Source organism: Stenotrophomonas lacuserhaii (assembly GCF_014836545.1).
Classification (GTDB): domain Bacteria; phylum Pseudomonadota; class Gammaproteobacteria; order Xanthomonadales; family Xanthomonadaceae; genus Stenotrophomonas; species Stenotrophomonas lacuserhaii.
Genome location: NZ_JACSQS010000003.1, coordinates 156,276 through 171,244 on the forward strand (window position 1 = coordinate 156,276; position 14,969 = coordinate 171,244).

The 14,969-nt window shown below is 65.0% G+C and carries 16 protein-coding genes, 1 tRNA gene and 2 pseudogenes; 8 read left to right on the forward strand and 11 right to left on the reverse strand.

The window, feature by feature from the left end; all coding sequences use genetic code 11:
- Nucleotides 1–2 precede the first annotated feature (2 nt).
- The 3 genes from imuA to H9654_RS04910 all read right to left on the reverse strand — a co-directional run bounded on the left by imuA (nt 3) and on the right by H9654_RS04910 (nt 2,424).
- Complete coding sequence (gene imuA / locus H9654_RS04900) at nt 3–629, reverse strand: translesion DNA synthesis-associated protein ImuA (RefSeq protein ID WP_191769465.1); 627 nt, start codon at nt 627–629, stop codon at nt 3–5.
- Nucleotide 630: 1 nt separating this feature from the next.
- Nucleotides 631–1,236 carry a transcriptional repressor LexA gene (gene lexA / locus H9654_RS04905; protein WP_225211879.1) on the reverse strand — a complete coding sequence of 202 codons (606 nt, stop codon included), beginning with the start codon at nt 1,234–1,236 and terminating at the stop codon, nt 631–633.
- A 66-nt stretch (nt 1,237–1,302) separates the two neighbouring features.
- Complete coding sequence (locus H9654_RS04910) at nt 1,303–2,424, reverse strand: MFS transporter (protein WP_191769639.1); 1,122 nt, start codon at nt 2,422–2,424, stop codon at nt 1,303–1,305.
- Between the two features lie 164 nt (nt 2,425–2,588).
- Between H9654_RS04910 and H9654_RS04915 the strand changes: the two genes are divergently transcribed.
- Nucleotides 2,589–3,533, forward strand: a complete 945-nt coding sequence (locus H9654_RS04915; protein ID WP_191769469.1) for a LysR family transcriptional regulator — start codon at nt 2,589–2,591, stop codon at nt 3,531–3,533.
- Between the two features lie 81 nt (nt 3,534–3,614).
- On the opposite strand, the gene H9654_RS04920 is transcribed toward H9654_RS04915, so the two are convergent.
- Together H9654_RS04920 and H9654_RS04925 are read right to left on the reverse strand one after the other, a co-directional pair.
- Nucleotides 3,615–4,436, reverse strand: coding sequence for a hypothetical protein (locus H9654_RS04920; protein ID WP_191769470.1), 822 nt, complete (start codon nt 4,434–4,436; stop codon nt 3,615–3,617).
- A 349-nt stretch (nt 4,437–4,785) separates the two neighbouring features.
- The gene (locus tag H9654_RS04925) at nt 4,786–5,472 is read right to left on the reverse strand and encodes a hypothetical protein (protein ID WP_191769472.1); all 687 of its coding nucleotides are present in this window, start codon (nt 5,470–5,472) and stop codon (nt 4,786–4,788) included.
- Between the two features lie 352 nt (nt 5,473–5,824).
- Here H9654_RS04925 and treA point away from each other — a divergent pair, with 352 nt between their 5' ends.
- Nucleotides 5,825–7,444, forward strand: coding sequence for an alpha,alpha-trehalase TreA (treA, locus tag H9654_RS04930; RefSeq protein ID WP_191769474.1), 1,620 nt, complete (start codon nt 5,825–5,827; stop codon nt 7,442–7,444).
- Nucleotides 7,445–7,465: 21 nt separating this feature from the next.
- Here treA and H9654_RS04935 read toward each other — a convergent pair whose 3' ends face one another.
- Nucleotides 7,466–7,900, reverse strand: coding sequence for a BLUF domain-containing protein (locus H9654_RS04935; RefSeq protein WP_191769476.1), 435 nt, complete (start codon nt 7,898–7,900; stop codon nt 7,466–7,468).
- 52 nt (nt 7,901–7,952) lie between these two features.
- Between H9654_RS04935 and H9654_RS04940 the strand changes: the two genes are divergently transcribed.
- Nucleotides 7,953–8,732 (forward strand): hypothetical protein, encoded by a 780-nt coding sequence (locus H9654_RS04940; RefSeq protein WP_191769478.1) that lies wholly within the window; start codon nt 7,953–7,955, stop codon nt 8,730–8,732.
- 80 nt (nt 8,733–8,812) lie between these two features.
- The gene (locus H9654_RS04945) at nt 8,813–9,586 is read left to right on the forward strand and encodes an EAL domain-containing protein (RefSeq protein ID WP_191769480.1); all 774 of its coding nucleotides are present in this window, start codon (nt 8,813–8,815) and stop codon (nt 9,584–9,586) included.
- Nucleotides 9,587–9,681: 95 nt separating this feature from the next.
- On the opposite strand, the gene H9654_RS04950 is transcribed toward H9654_RS04945, so the two are convergent.
- Complete coding sequence (locus H9654_RS04950) at nt 9,682–10,143, reverse strand: VOC family protein (RefSeq protein WP_101101262.1); 462 nt, start codon at nt 10,141–10,143, stop codon at nt 9,682–9,684.
- 70 nt (nt 10,144–10,213) lie between these two features.
- Here H9654_RS04950 and H9654_RS04955 point away from each other — a divergent pair.
- A pseudogene (locus H9654_RS04955) lies at nt 10,214–10,378 on the forward strand (SOS response-associated peptidase family protein); the annotation flags it as partial.
- A gap of 66 nt (nt 10,379–10,444) precedes the next feature.
- Here H9654_RS04955 and arsC read toward each other — a convergent pair.
- Nucleotides 10,445–10,864: an arsenate reductase (glutaredoxin) gene (arsC, locus tag H9654_RS04960; protein ID WP_191769482.1), complete on the reverse strand. Its 420-nt coding sequence runs from the start codon at nt 10,862–10,864 to the stop codon at nt 10,445–10,447.
- Complete coding sequence (gene arsH / locus H9654_RS04965) at nt 10,861–11,601, reverse strand: arsenical resistance protein ArsH (RefSeq protein WP_191769484.1); 741 nt, start codon at nt 11,599–11,601, stop codon at nt 10,861–10,863. Before arsH ends, arsC begins: the two co-directional genes overlap by 4 nt.
- 39 nt (nt 11,602–11,640) lie before the next feature.
- On the opposite strand from arsH, the gene H9654_RS04970 reads away from it, so the two are divergent.
- The 3 genes and pseudogenes from H9654_RS04970 (at nt 11,641) to arsB (ending at nt 13,234) form a co-directional block, all read left to right on the forward strand.
- Nucleotides 11,641–11,955: an ArsR/SmtB family transcription factor gene (locus H9654_RS04970; protein WP_191769486.1), complete on the forward strand. Its 315-nt coding sequence runs from the start codon at nt 11,641–11,643 to the stop codon at nt 11,953–11,955.
- A gap of 32 nt (nt 11,956–11,987) precedes the next feature.
- A pseudogene (locus tag H9654_RS04975) lies at nt 11,988–12,155 on the forward strand (arsenate reductase ArsC); the annotation flags it as partial.
- A 20-nt stretch (nt 12,156–12,175) separates the two neighbouring features.
- Entirely contained in the window at nt 12,176–13,234 is a 1,059-nt protein-coding gene (arsB, locus tag H9654_RS04980; RefSeq protein WP_191769488.1) for an ACR3 family arsenite efflux transporter, read from the forward strand.
- Between the two features lie 318 nt (nt 13,235–13,552).
- Here arsB and H9654_RS04985 read toward each other — a convergent pair.
- Together H9654_RS04985 and H9654_RS04990 are read right to left on the reverse strand one after the other, a co-directional pair.
- Nucleotides 13,553–13,628, reverse strand: a tRNA-Ile gene (locus H9654_RS04985).
- A gap of 112 nt (nt 13,629–13,740) precedes the next feature.
- On the reverse strand, nt 13,741–14,652 hold the full coding sequence (locus H9654_RS04990) for a cyclic nucleotide-binding domain-containing protein (protein ID WP_191769490.1): 912 nt from the start codon (nt 14,650–14,652) through the stop codon (nt 13,741–13,743).
- Nucleotides 14,653–14,969 lie beyond the last annotated feature (317 nt).

Below are 14,969 nucleotides of genomic sequence, written 5' to 3' on the forward strand. Positions count from 1 at the left end.
TCTCACCCTGCCCTCAACGCGAATGCCTGCGACGGCGCAGGGCCGCCACGGCACTTGCGCACCTGCCACTGGGTGGCCTGGCCGTTACGCACCGCCTCCAGGCGCAGCGCAGCCGGCGATGGATTGGCCGCATGCTTGCGGTCACGCAGGGCAAAGCCGAGGCACTGGCCGGTATCTGCGGCCACCTGCAGCCGGCGCAGCGCCTGGGCATCGGCCTGTTTCGGCCAGCCCAGCACTGCCGCGCAGGCCCCACTGCGCAGGCACTGTTCGAACGCCCACAGCGCATCGCGCGGGGCCGCGTCGATCAACTGCAGATGCTGCAGCGACACCCCGGCCGCCTGCCACGCCGGCGCATACGGCAGGTAGGGCGGGGCGATCACCGCCACCGCCGCACCGGCCTGGCTGAGCCGCGCCAGCGTGGGCAGCAGCAGCTGCAGTTCGCCCACGCCATCGGCCGGCAGCAGCAGCTCGGTCAGCGCGCGACGCGGCCAGCCGCGCTGCGGCAGCAATCCATCCAGTGCCGGATGCCCGGTGGACTGACCTTCCACGCCCTCCTTCGCACTGCCCCGCCCCGCATGCCAGAGCGTCTGGGCGGACAGCAGCTGCTGCAGTTCGGGCGCGGTGTTCATCTCAGCCCTGCCGGACCAGGCCGCAGTAAACGCCTTCCACGGCGAAGTCCTGGCCGGCCTCGACCACGATCGGCGCATGCGCCGGATTGCGCGGCAGCAGGCGCACGCCATCGGTGGTCTGCTGCAGGCGTTTGATGGTGAGCTCGCCATCGATGCGCGCCACCACGGTCTGGCCGTCGCGGGCGCTGGGGGTACGGTGCACGCCGACCAGGTCACCATCGAGGATGCCGTCGTCGATCATCGAATCGCCCTGCACTTTCAGCAGGTAATCCGGGCGCGGGGAGAACATCCGCCGGTCCAGCCACAGCTGCTGGTCCAGGCCGATATCCGCACCGATCGGCTGGCCGGCCGCCACCCGGCCCAGCACCGCCAGCGGCAGCAGCTCGGTCGGGCCACCGGGCAGGGCCAGCCCGCGCTTGCGGCCCGGCGCCTGGTCCAGCAGGCCGGCTTCGACCAGCGCCTGCACGTGTTTCTGCGCGGCATTGCGCGAGGCAAAGCCGAAGGCTTCGGCGATGTCGGCCAGGCTGGGCGACTGGCCCGAAGCCAGTGACTGGCGCAGCCAGGCCAGCACGGCCGCACGTTGGGGAGGGAGGTCGATGGGATCCATGGTGTACATTTGTACACCCCCGCTTTCAGAAAAGCGACATCGGCCATGTTCAGCGAGAACGGCTTTTTACCGCCTCACCCACAGCGCCAGTGCACTGGTCGCGCAGGCCAGCAGCACCACCGCATGCCAGCCACCCTGGGCCAGCGCCATGGCGCCCAAGCCACCGCCTGCGGCCATGCCCACGAACACGCCGGTGAACAGCAGGGCATTCAGGCGGCTGCGCGCCTCCGGCTGCAAGCCATAGACCAAGGTCTGGTGGGACACCAGCGCGGCCTGGAAACCGAAGTCGAAGATCACCGCACTCACCGCCAGCAGTACCAGCTGCAGCGACACCGGCAGCAGGCCATCCAGCAGCAGGCTGGCAAAGCCCAGCAGGGCGATGCCAATGGCCAGCCGGGCCACCCGCTGGGTACCGATGCGGTCGGAAAAACGCCCGGCCAGCGGTGCGGCCAGTGCACCGGCCGCGCCGGCGATTCCGAACGCCCCGGCGCCCGCACTGCCGATGCCGAAGCGGGCATGCAGCATCAACGCCAGCGTCGACCAGAACGCACTGAAGCCCATTGCCAGCAGTGCCTGGGCCAGTACCGCACGGCGCAGCGGCGGCAACTGCATCCACAACCCGCCCATTGAACGCAGCAGCGCGCCATAGCCCAGCGTGGTGGTGGGCGCAAAGCGCGGCAGCGTGGCACGCAGCAGCAGCCCCATCAGCACCACCGATACCGCGGCGGCGATGAACATCGCGCGCCAGCCGAACTGTTCGGCCACCACGCCACTGACCACGCGTGACAGCAGGATGCCCAGCAGCAGGCCGGTCATTACCTTGCCAACCAGCGCACCGCGGTGTTCCGGCGGTGCCAGGGTGGCGGCGGCGGGCACCACGTCCTGCGCCACGGTGGCCATCAGGCCGACCAGCAGGCTGGCCAGCAGCACCCCGGGCAGGTGCCCAGCCAGGCCGGCGGCCAGCAGCGCTGCGCCCAGCAGCAAGGATTTGACCAGGATGATGCGCCGGCGTTCGAAGCGGTCACCGAGCGGGGCCAGCAACGCAATGCCCGCCGCATAGCCGAGCTGGGTCAGGGTCGGCACCAGGCCGATGGACGCGTCGCTGGCCCCCAGCGAAGCCCCCATCGCGCCCAGCATCGGCTGGGCGTAGTACAGCGAGGCCACGCTGAAGCCAGCGCCGGCGGCCATGACCGGAACCAACAGGCCGGGCAAGGCGGGCGGCGGTAGTGGCAGGGTTGCGTCATGCGCAGTAGACATGGGATGAGCCTTGTTGGTGTGATGGCGCGCAGTTTCCTCCTGCCAGGATGGCCGGTGTAGTAGGCTCGGCCGCATCAGCCCCATACGCACTACGCATGAGCCATTCTTCCGCCCCCGCCAATGCCGACCGCATCGACCTGCTGCGCACCTTCGTGCGCATCGTGGATGCCGGCAGCCTGTCTGCCGCAGCCGTACAACTGGGCACCACCCAGCCGACCATCAGCCGCCGCCTGCAGTCATTGGAAAAGCATTTCGGCCTGCGCCTGCTGCAGCGCTCCACCCATGGCATGCAGCTCACCCACGATGGCGAACGCTGCCTGCAGCATGCGCGTGAGCTGCTGGACAGCTGGGAAGGCATCGAACAGGACCTGCGCGGTGCCGCCCAGCAGCCCAGTGGACGCCTGCGCGTGCTGGTGCCGCATGCCTTCGGGCAAGGCCAGCTGATGGCGCCGATGCTGGCCTTCCTGCGCCGCTACCCGCAGATCAGCCTGGAATGGCGCCTGCACGATGGCCTGTCCGACCTGGTCGCCGAAGGCATCGACTGCGCCATCCGCGTAGGCCCGCTGGAACAGCAGGACGTGGTGGCCGTGCAGGTAGCCGAGGTGCCCCGGATCGTGGTGTGCGCCGCGTCGAGCGCGCCCGATCCGCTGCCCACCACGCCCGCCGCGCTGGCAACGCTGCCGTGGGTGTCCCTGACCAATTTCTATCGTGAAAGCGTACAACTGCAGCGCTGCCAGGGCGCCGGCATCGGCAAGACGCAGGAGCGCATCGCGATCCAGCCCCGCCTGCTCACCGACAACCTGTTCGTGCTGCACCAGGCGGTCTGCAATGGAATCGGCGTGGGCATCGGATCGGCCTGGATGATGACCGAAGAGCTGCGCAGCGGTCGGCTGGTGCAGCTGCTGCCCGGCTGGGAAGCCGCGCCATTGCCGGTACACCTGGTGTTCCCGGCCGGACGCCACCGGCCCGCACGCCTGCAGCTGTTCCTGGATGCGATACGCGAAAGCATCCCGGGCATTGAAGGGATGCGGGTGCGCTGACTTGTTCAACGTGTGAACCCGGCCTCGACCGCGAAGTGCGGCATGGGCTCCCGGTAACCCCGCGCCATGCTCGGCGGAACCTCAGCTCTCCAGCAGACCGCGCATCTTCTTCACTGCCTGCTCAAGCTGATGCGCCTCGCCGTCCTCTTCAACGTTGTGCCACAACAACGCAGGAAAATCGGCAAACGTGCATTGCATTCCCGTCAGGCAGATGTCATCCAGCATCGCCGATCCTTCGCCGCACGCCAGACCGCGCTGGCAGGCAATCATCTGCATCGCGTAGAAATCGAATACGTCGAATGCCATCCCTTCATATCCCGGCAATGACTGCCCGCCCCTGCCCACCTGGAACAACAGCGCACCCATCTCGGCGATCGCCTGCGTATCGCCACTGACAATGACGCGGTCCAACAGTTCTGTCACAACCTGTGGATCGCGTTGCGCGTCATACAGCGTGTTGCGGATGATCGCCGTCAGATCTCCCGCCTCCGTGGCACGATCACGCCAGAGTCGCGCGAAGGCACGCAGGCCACTGCTCCAGGTGCCCAGTACTTCACACTGCACTTCCAGCCTCTGCCCAGCGCTGCGATACGCTGCCGCTGCTTCGGGGCTGTGCATTTCCAGATTGGCCGATGCTCCATCCAGAGTCTGCTGGATCCCCTGCCTGCCGTGTCCCATGCCCGCGCAGCGTGCACTGGTGAAGGCTATCTCGCGCATGGCGGCGGCATCCCCGCCATTGGCAGCGGATTTCACCGCCCATAGGCGTTGGACTTCCGACAGCCCGCAGGTCACCTGCGGCGGCTGCGTTCCAGGCAGCGCGGCACGTTGCCCGGCAGAACCGGGAGTTGCAGATATCCCGGCGAAATCCTGTATCGGTGCGGCCTCATCACCGCTACGTGACAACGACCCTCCAACTGTTGCCAGCAGCGCCACCGCAGCGACAAGCGCCGCCCTTGATCGTGATCCTGCCCCGCGTTCCACCACGCCTGCGCGCCTCCCTGCGTCCTCTTAGGTGACCGATGCTAGCATCGGTGCACCATCATCAAGGCAGAACCAAATGGGAAGCTTCAGCATCTGGCACTGGTTGATCCTGCTGGTCCTTTTCTGCATACCGGCAGGCATCGCGCTGCTGGTGTGGCTGATCGTGCGTTACTCACAGAAGCGCGCATCTGCCAGGCAGCTGCCACCACACGATCAGCAACCATGATCCCCGGTAGCGCCGAGCCACGCTCGGCGGCTTGACCCACGCAGTTCAGCGCGCGCGATCCACTTCATCAAGCATCGTGCGCATCCATTGCATGCGTGCCTGGACCTCCTCCGTCCTGCCCTCGGCAGCAGCGGCGTTCAACACCACTGTATCGAGATCCTCCGTGCACATTGCACTGGCAATGCACAGATCATCGCCGAATTCAGAGCTCGCGCTACAGTCCAGGCCGCGCTCGCAAGCCACCAGGACCAAGGCAGCGCCATCGCTGCGGGTGGTACGCATGCCGGCCTTGGCCAGCAGTTCCGGTGACGTGTTATGCAGGCTAGCCAGCTCGAACAGCGCGCGCGGATCGCTGGACATCAAGGCTTCGTCGATCAGCGCATCGGCATCATCCGGCAACCCCGCCTTGGCCTGCTGGGTAAACGCACGGGTGCGCTGGCGCAGCCGTGCCAACAGGTCGCCTTTGCCCGCGGCATCCTGCAACAGCTGCCGCTGCTGCTGAACCTGCTCGTCAAAGGTGCCCGGGATGGTTTCGCACAGCGCCTGCCGCCGCGCCGCAGCGGCACGCAGCAGGTGCACCTGGTCAGGCCTCATCTGCGCCGCCATCTCGTCCACATGTTTTTCGAACAGCGGGCCGTGCAGCTTGCCGAATCCGCAGCGCTGCATCACATCGGCGAGATCGCGCATCGCCGCCGGGATCCCGGCGGCGGCGTCCCGGCGCAGCGCCAGCATGCGTGCCTGCGCGGATTGACCCACCGCAGGTGGCGTGTCGGACGGGGTGGCGGCGGCTGGCGGCGGCTCGTTCGGTGGCACCGCGTCGAAGCTGGCCGCGCCAGCTGCTTCAGGCGCATGCGGACGCTCAGGCCACAGCAGCGCGGCGATGGCCGCAAGTACCACCACGATGGCCCCGATCAGCAGGCGACGGGCGTTCCGGGGCGTTGTGCGGTCCATGGCCAACCTGCTTCCTCGAGGGGTTCCCTGTGATGGACTGTACAGACAAAGACAATCACGACCAATGGCCATCACCTGCCCGACGCGCGTCGCTGTACTAGAGTTGAGGCCACGCTCATTCCAAGGCTCTCACATGCGCGCACGCAACTGCCTGGCCACTCTGCTGCTGGTCCCGATGGTGTGGAGTACGGCGCTACACGCCGCAGGCCCCACGCCACCGGACCAACTCCTGCAGCCGCTGTTCCAGCAGGTGCAGGGTGCGCACCTGTTCGCGGACCAGAAGACCTTCGTCGATGCGCTACCACGCCGCGCACCCGAGGCGATCGTGCAGGCCTGGCAGCGCGAGCACACCCAGTCCGGTTTTTCGCTGCACGCCTTCGTCAATGACAACTTCGATATCCCCAGCGACTCAGTCCCCTACGTGCCACCCGCCGGTGAAACCCTGCGCGCGCATATCGAAAGCCTGTGGCCGGTACTGACCCGCCAGACCGGCACGGTTGATCCGAAGGGTTCCCTGCTGCCGCTGCCGAAACCCTACGTGGTGCCCGGCGGGCGCTTCCGCGAAGTGTATTACTGGGACAGTTACTTCACCCTGCTGGGGCTGGCGGCCAGCGACCAGTGGCAGCGGGTGCGCGACATGGTGGACAACTTCGCCTACCAGATCGACACCCACGGCCACATTCCCAATGGCAACCGCAGCTATTACCTGAGCCGTTCGCAGCCGCCGTTCTTCAGCCTGATGGTGGACCTGCTGGCCACCCACGAAGGCGATGAGGCGTATCGGCGCTACCTGCCCCAGCTGCGCGCGGAACATGCATTCTGGATGAGCGGCGCCGACGGGCTGGCGCCGGGGCAGGCGCATGCACGCGTGGTGCGGCTGGCCGATGGCAGCGTGCTGAACCGCTATTACGATGCCCGCGCAGTGCCACGCACCGAATCCTGGACCGATGACCTGGCCACGGCGGCGCAGGCACCGCAGCGCGCACCGTCGCAGGTTTACCGCGACCTGCGTGCGGGCGCGGAGTCCGGCTGGGATTTCAGCTCGCGCTGGCTGGATGACCCGGCCGCGCTGTCCAGCATCCGCACCACCGACATCCTGCCGGTGGATCTGAACAGCCTGCTGTTCCACCTGGAACGCACGCTTGCCCACGCCAGCGACGTGGCCAGGGACACGCAGGCACGCCGTGACTTCAAGCGGCGGGCACAGGCACGCCAACGCGCCATCAATACCCATCTGTGGGACCAGGCGCAGGGCTGGTACGTGGACCGCGACCTGCAGACCGGCCACACCCGCCCTGCCCTCACCGCCGCCGCACTGTTCCCGCTGTGGCTGGACATCGCCAGCAAGCCGCAGGCACGACGCACCGCCGATGCCGTGGAAACTCAATTGGTAAAAGAAGGCGGCTTGCTGACCACCACGCTCCGTACCGGCCAGCAGTGGGACGCGCCCAACGGTTGGGCACCGCTGCAGTGGGTGGCAGTGGATGGCCTGCAGCGCTACGGCCAGGACAGGCTGGCACGGCAGGTGGGCACACGCTTCCTGCGCACCGTGCAATCGGTGTATGACCGCGAGCAGAAGCTGGTGGAGAAGTACGTGGTGGATGGATCGGCCGGCGGTGGCGGCGGTGGCGAGTACCCGCTGCAGGATGGCTTCGGCTGGAGCAACGGGGTCACGCTGGCGCTGTTGGATCGGCTGTGTGCGCCGAAGAAGCAGAAATGCGAAAGCGCGTCAGACGTCGAGGCGGATGACTGAAGCGCCCGATCTCGGATCGCTTCAGCCCGGAGTGCGCATCTGCTGCCGGTGCCGGGCCACGATACCGTCCAGATGGTCGACCGCTGTGGGCCGTACCGCGGTTCCCCGGCGTACGAAGCTGTTCCAGTCGGCCGTCGCCACCTTCCCCAGGTCCCGCCGCTCCGTGTCCACCCGCGTCATGGACCAGAAGGGGCATAGCCGGGTCCCGACGAGCCCCCGCGCGAGCTGCAGGATGTCGACATGGCTCGATGCAGCGAGCACCCGCCCGTAGGCTGCATGCACGCCCTGCTCCGGGCCCTCCAGGTACTGCAGAAAGCGCTCACCATCGAACAGCAGCAGCCCGGTCACTCCTGCCAACTGATTGAACCTCGCCGCATCCTGGACGAGCCCTTCGAGTCGTCCGGCCGGAAGGTCGGCGGCCATCTGGCTTGCATAGACAAGAGCATGGAGCGGCACGGCGTTCTCCGGAGGCGGAGACTGAGCTTAGCCCGGAGGCGAATAAAGAATCGTGATGATGGCGTCGACACGCGCATGCTGCCCCGGCCCTGCTGGTGGATGCTTCACAGGATGCGGGCTGTTCAAGGGCGATGATGCGCGTCAGCGCGCTGGCGTGCGTCGACTCGACTGGATCAATTTCACCGTGCTTCAGAAGCTTCTCCATTTCGCCCCCCTGATAACCGCAGCCATGACCTGCGTGACGGCGTTGATCTGGGTCGTCTACCTGAGTTTCTTCCTGCGCAGCTATCGTCGCCAGCAGCGCCCTTCCATCCTGATCACGTCCGGCGCCGGGAAGGACCTGGATGCGCACTGCTTCGTGACCAACCTGGGGCTGGAACCGGTCTACCTGCTCGATGTGGTCATCGACCTGATCGAGCCCACTGGCAGGGTCGTCCGTGCTGTCATTCCCGAACGCACGGAGCGCTGGCGCCAGGCTGCTCCCGGCGATGACGATGACGTACGCCGCGCAACCACCGTGGGGGCGCTCATCAGCGGCGGCGAACGCGACCTGGGACGATTCCGCACGCTTATCGAGCGCGCCAGCCTGGAGAATCCGGACATCGCCACCGAGGCAGCTTTCTCCAGCCTGGAGGTCACGGTGATCCTGGTCACCGCCAGCCAGGCCGAGTTGTGTGGGGCATCGCGGTGCTACCGGGTGGAGCATCGGCCGGACGCCCACCCCCGGCTGAAAGCGATGACCATCAAGGCACGCCAGCTGCAGGGCTACTTTGCCCGCCGCAACCTGACCCGCCTGCTGACCGCGCAGATCAGGTCAAGCAGCGCAGGGTGACTGAATGACATCGGCGTCCACATGACCGTTATTGGCGTCGGCTATTCTCATTGCCTCGACCCGAGCACGGATTCAACCGCATGCCCCCCACCGATCTGCGCGCTGGATGCAGCCTATGCCGCGATGCGGATCCGCTGCAGTTCGACTTCAGTTACGCATTTCAGCCGATCGTCGATGTGCAGGCTCGCCGGGTGTTCGCCCACGAAGCGCTGGTGCGTGGTCCTGCTGGCGAGCCGGCAAGCTCGGTACTGTCACGTGTCACGGCGGACAACCGCTACTCGTTCGACCAGGCCTGCCGCGAGAAAGCCATCCGGATCGCGGCGTCGTTGAATCTGGAGTCACACCTTTCAATCAACTTCCTGCCCAACGCGATCTACCGGCCGGAGGTATGCATACGCTCTACGCTCCAGGCCGCGGCCCGGCATGGCTTTCCGGTCGAACGGATCATCTTTGAAACCGTCGAGGGCGAGCAGGTCAGCGATGGCAAGTGGCTGGCCGAGATCCTGAGCGAGTACAAACGAATCGGCTTCAAGACGGCAATCGATGATTTCGGTGCCGGGTTTGCGGGGTTGAACCTGTTGGCCGACTTCCAGCCGGACATGGTCAAGCTGGACATGGCGCTGATCCGGGGGATCGACCACAGCCCTGCACGACGCGCGATCGTGGCGGGCGTGGTATCCATGTGCGGGCAGTTGGCTATTGAGGTCATTGCCGAAGGCATAGAAACCCGCGATGAGGCGCAGTGTCTGTCGGATCTCGGCATCCGCCTGATGCAGGGCTATTGGTTCGGTCGGCCGCAGTTCGAGCGCGCCGTGCGCGAGGCCGACATTGCCCTGCCAGACATGGGTCGATAACCCCAACGAAGAACTGGCGATCACACCCGCCAAGAGCGCGTGTTTGCATGGCCGCACCTGACAGTGATGCCAGTTCACTTTCCTCTGCACGCCCATCACCTGCTTGGCGGCTGCATGAACTCGATTGTGATGTGATCGGGGCCGGAGACGTAGGCCGCTAGTGTCCCCTTGCGTGGACCGCCTGGAATGGGTTGTGGACTGCCCTTCGCCTTCCATCCCGCAGCCTCTACACGGGCGATGGCGGAGTGAATATCCTCCACGGTCAAAGCCAGGTGTGCAGCTCCGATCGCACCGGCACTTTCCGGCGCGGCTCCATGCTGGCGACCTCCAGAGTACTGCAGCAGCTCAACCATGAACCCATTCGGCGCCGAGACGATTGCCGTGCGCACGTTCGGATCATCAACGCCTGTAACCTGATACAGGAAATCGCCTCCCATCTCCGATTGGCGTTGCAGTTCGAAACCCAGCGCCTGGGTCCAAAAGTGGATGGATTCGTCCAAGGAGGAAACCGTAAAGCCGGCGTGATCAACGCCAACGAGGTGCGTCGTCTTGGTCATGGCTGCATGATCATAGGGGCCGACTCGGCATGTTGGCCGTCTTTGGGGTCACGGCGTGATAGTGGGTTTCATCAGGAAATCTAGGTGGCGCGGCTTGTTCGGTCAAGCGAATGCGCACGGTGGCCTCTGCACCTTCACCATCATCACCGGCGGCAGCAGCGGCGTGTCAGCCGATATCCACGACAGGATGCCGGTGTGGCTGCAGCCTGGTCAGGTCGATAACTGGATGGCCGCCGAGCGGCGACATGGGGCATGACCTCCTTTGGTTCTCAACGGTGGCAAGCCCAGCCCGGCACCGGGATCACGGCATCGAGCTGCCGGCGTGCCCGGTCACCAACTCTCCATCTTCCTTTCGGAACGGTCCGGGCAGCGGCGGCAGGATGTCCAGCACCACTTCCGAAGGCCGGCACAGACGAGTACCCCTGTCGGTTTGTACGAAAGGACGATTGATGAGTATCGGGTGCGCCAGCATCGCATCAAGCAGCGCGTCGTCGCTCAGTGCTGCGTCGCCCAGCCCGAGTTCGTCATACGGGGTTCCCTTCTGCCGGATGGCATCGCGCACGCTCAACCCCGCCGCCGTAATGAGCGCGACCAGGCGCGCACGGCTGGGCGGGTGTGCCAGGTAGTCGATCACTTCCGGTTCGATCCCGGCGAAGCGGATCAGCGCGAGTGTATTGCGCGAGGTGCCACACTTGGGGTTGTGATAGATGACAGCGTTCACGCACTTTCCTCCTGATTCAAAACGGTCTCGACCACGTCTGCAGCGGCCGCCAGCGCCGCCGCTTCAACGGCGCCCTTGCGCTCGCTGTAGCGGTCGATCAGGTAGTCACTGCGCCCGCGCACCAGCAGGGTGAACTTGACCAGTTCCTCCATCACGTCCACCACGCGATCGTAGTACGCCGAAGGCTTCATTCGACCTTCGTCGTCAAACTCCTGCCACGCTTTGGCGACCGACGACTGGTTGGGGATCGTCACCATCCGCATCCATCGGCCGAGCACGCGCAGCGCGTTGACCACGTTGAACGACTGCGAGCCGCCGCAGACCTGCATCACGGCCAGCGTACGGCCCTGGGTGGGGCGCACGCTGCCCTCTTCGAGCGGCAGCCAATCGATCTGGTTCTTGAATACCGCGGTAAGGGTGCCGTGGCGTTCCGGGCTGACCCATACGTGGCCCTCCGACCACAGCGAGGCCTGCCGAAGCTCCTGCACCTTGGGGTGGGTAGCCGGCACCGAGTCAAGCATTGGCAGCTCGTGTGGATCGAACAGGCGGGTTTCCGCCCCGAGCTGTTCCAACAGCCGCTGAGCCTCCAGCGCCAGCTTGCGGCTGAACGACTGAGGTCGCAGCGAGCCGTACAGGATAAGGATGCGCGGGCGATGGGGCTGCGCAGCGGGGTCGTTGAGCTTGGCGGCCGTGGGGATGTCCAAGGCACTTGGGACCACGTTGGGGATCTGCTGCACGGGGTTGTCCTGCGATATCTATTCCATTATTCTAGAATCATGGAACATACAAACGCAACCCACGCCTTGGCAGCCCTGGGTCATGCTACCCGCCTGTCGATCTTCCGCCTTCTGGTTCAGGCTGGCAGTGTCGGCAAGCTGGCCGGCGACATTGCCCAGGCGCTCTGCTTGCCTGGCGCCACACTCTCCTTCCACCTGAAGGAACTGCTGAGTGCGGGACTGATCAGCGCCGAGCAGCGTGGCCGGACCATCTGCTACCGGGCCGAGTTCGTGGTGATGAACGAGCTGGTGGCCTACCTGACTGAAAACTGCTGCGCCGACGAACAGGCCTGTGAACGGCCGGCAGGCTGCTGACTCCTTACCCCAGAGAGCGCCAGAATGATCCGTCGTGTTCTGCTTGCCCGGTGGTGTTTGGCGATTTCGTGCAGATGCACTGGGGCCTGTTCGATCCGACCGGTGTGGAAGGCTCGGATGCAAAAAAGGCTGAAACATTCGACCGGGCACATCAGATCATCCTCAAGGCCCAGCTCGATCCGATTGCGCAGATCCACTGACCGTCCTCCCGGAAAATTCCATGACCACTGACACCTCCCGCTTGTCCTTTCTGGACCGGTACCTGACGCTGTGGATCTTCGCCGCCATGGCGCTCGGCGTCGGCCTGGGCGCTTTGTTCGAGGGCGTGCCCAGCGCGCTCAACAGCCTGTCAATTGGATCAACGAACATCCCGATTGCGATCGGTTTGATTCTGATGATGTACCCGCCGCTGGCGAAGGTGAAGTACGAGGAACTGCCCGCGGTCTTCGCGGACAAGCGGGTGCTGATGCTCTCGTTGCTGCAGAACTGGATCGTCGGTCCGTTCCTGATGTTCGGCCTGGCCGTGCTGTTCCTGCGCGACTACCCCGAGTACATGACCGGCCTGATCCTGATCGGGCTGGCGCGCTGCATTGCCATGGTCCTGGTGTGGAACCAGCTGGCACGCGGCGACAGCCAGTACGTGGCCGGCCTGGTGGCATTCAACTCGATCTTCCAGATCGCGCTGTTCAGCGTCTGCGCGTGGTTCTTCCTGTCCTGGTTGCCGCCCGTGTTCGGCCTGCAGGGCAGCGTGATCGACGTCAGCTTCTGGACCATTGCCGAGGCGGTGCTGATCTACCTGGGCATTCCGTTCCTGGCCGGCTTCCTCACCAGCCGCTGGCTCAAGGCGCGTAATGGGTTGCGCTGGTATGAAGAGAAATTCCTGCCTGCAATCAGTCCGATCACCCTGGCTGCGCTGCTGTTCACCATCGTAGCGATGTTCAGCTTGAAGGGCGGCGACGTGCTGCGGATTCCGATGGACGCGGTACGCATCGCGATCCCGCTGACCCTGTACTTCATCATCCAGTTCGTCATCAGCTTCTTCATGGGCAAGCTGATCGCCAAAGACTATCCCCGCACCACCGCGATCGCGTTCACCGCAGCAGGCAACAACTTCGAACTGGCAATCGCCGTGGCCATCGCGGCGTTCGGGCTGGCTTCCCCGGTAGCCTTCGCGGCAGTGATCGGCCCGCTGGTGGAAGTACCGGTGCTGATCCTGCTGGTCCACGTCGCCTTGCGGCTGGGCAAACGCTACTTTCCTGCCGATGCAGGGAGCCGCTGAGCCTGGGTGACGGCCGGACAGGAAGCGAGCACCCTCCGGTGCCCGCTTCGCTCATGCGTTCAATGAGCCGACGACAACGCGGCGCCTGACCTACGGTGCTTTCCATCTTGAATGGTCTGAAGCACCGAGGTGTTACGGATACCGTTGGCAACCGTGGCGACAAGCAGGATGCAGCGGGTCATCAGTCGCCGACCACGCCAGGGCGCTACGACCATGCTCTGCCCGTCGTGAAACCTCCACGACGCCGCTGATTTTTCCGGCAATTGTTCCGTTAGCTCTTATCAGGCACTTCGGGGAAACCTGAGTGCCTGATCTATCTGGTGGGCCCACCAGGATTCGAACCTGGAACCAAAGGATTATGAGTCCTCTGCTCTAACCGTTGAGCTATAGGCCCGCTTGCGGCCGCCCAGTCTAATGCAAGCCCGTGGCCGTACTCCAGACACCGGTGCGTCATCGCGCAATACCCACAACGTGCCGACCTGTGACGGTCGGCACCTCACCCCCCATTACGCCACCGCGAAGGGCCCCTGCCGCTCGAAGTAACGTCGCAGGCGGGTACAGGCCGGGGCGAGCACGGCCTCCAGCTCATCGCTGGGGTCCGGCTGCCACGTCACGTTGACCACACCCGGCAGGTCTTCCACGCCGGCATGTTCACCACGTGCCTCAAGCAGCACGGTACGGTCGCAGCCGAGCACGCCCAGCAGCACGCCGGTCTCCAGCAGCAGCGCGTCCCGCGTGGCCGGCCATGCATCGGCCGTTGCCGGTGCGTTGTCGTCACCGGAGATCACCACCGCGAAATCAACGCCCGCCGCCAGCTCCTGCAGACGCTGCACGGACAGCCCTCCACTGCGGGCCAGGCCATCCTGCCACTGGCGCACGGTGAAGCCTTCGCAGGCCAACGTTTCCTGCACCACCTGCGCCGCCGCAGCCGCCTGCGGCGACGCCAGCACCAGCACCTTGGTGCGGTCGCGGGCACTGCCGATGTGGTCGTTGCGCTGGTACAGCCTGCGCGCCAGTTCCTGCGCCACGTAGCGGTGGATCTGCGGGAACTGCTCGGCAAGGTCCTCCAGGCGGGCCGCACTGACACGTGCGACGACACTGGGTTCGGCAGCTACCACGGTCGCCGAGCGGATCTGCGTCGGCTGCACGGCGGCCATCTCGCCCACATGCTCGCCGGCTTGGCGTCGTGCGACGCGCTTGCCATTGACGAACACGTCGAAGGATCCGGTCACGATGAAGTAGACGTCATTGTCCACTCCACCCTGGTGAATGACGGCGGCACCGGTCTGTGCCTCCAACAAGGTCACGCTGCTGGCGAGTGCTTCGGCGAGCGCCTTGTCGCCGCGTACCAGTTTCTGCTCGGACAGCGTGTACAGCAGATTGCGGCGACCTTCGTCACCGGTAAAGCGAGCCAACATTGAAGTCCCCCTGTGGACTGCATCCGTCATGGATGGCATGTGCAGATTAACCCCTGATCTGTGACGTAGAGCACACGTTTTTGGCAAATTAATGTGGAGCAGCTGAACAACCTGAATACGGTCATACACATCAAGGATCCGCTGGAACCCAGGGGCCTGATACGGCAGTCCATGTTACGGAACATGTTACGAAAAATTCGAAATTGTTTCGGATGATTCTTTTAAAAACAGTGCCTTATCAACGTTACTGTTACGTAAAAAACTTCTTCATGACCAACGAAAAACCCCGCCGGAGCGGGGTTCTTCAAAAACACTTC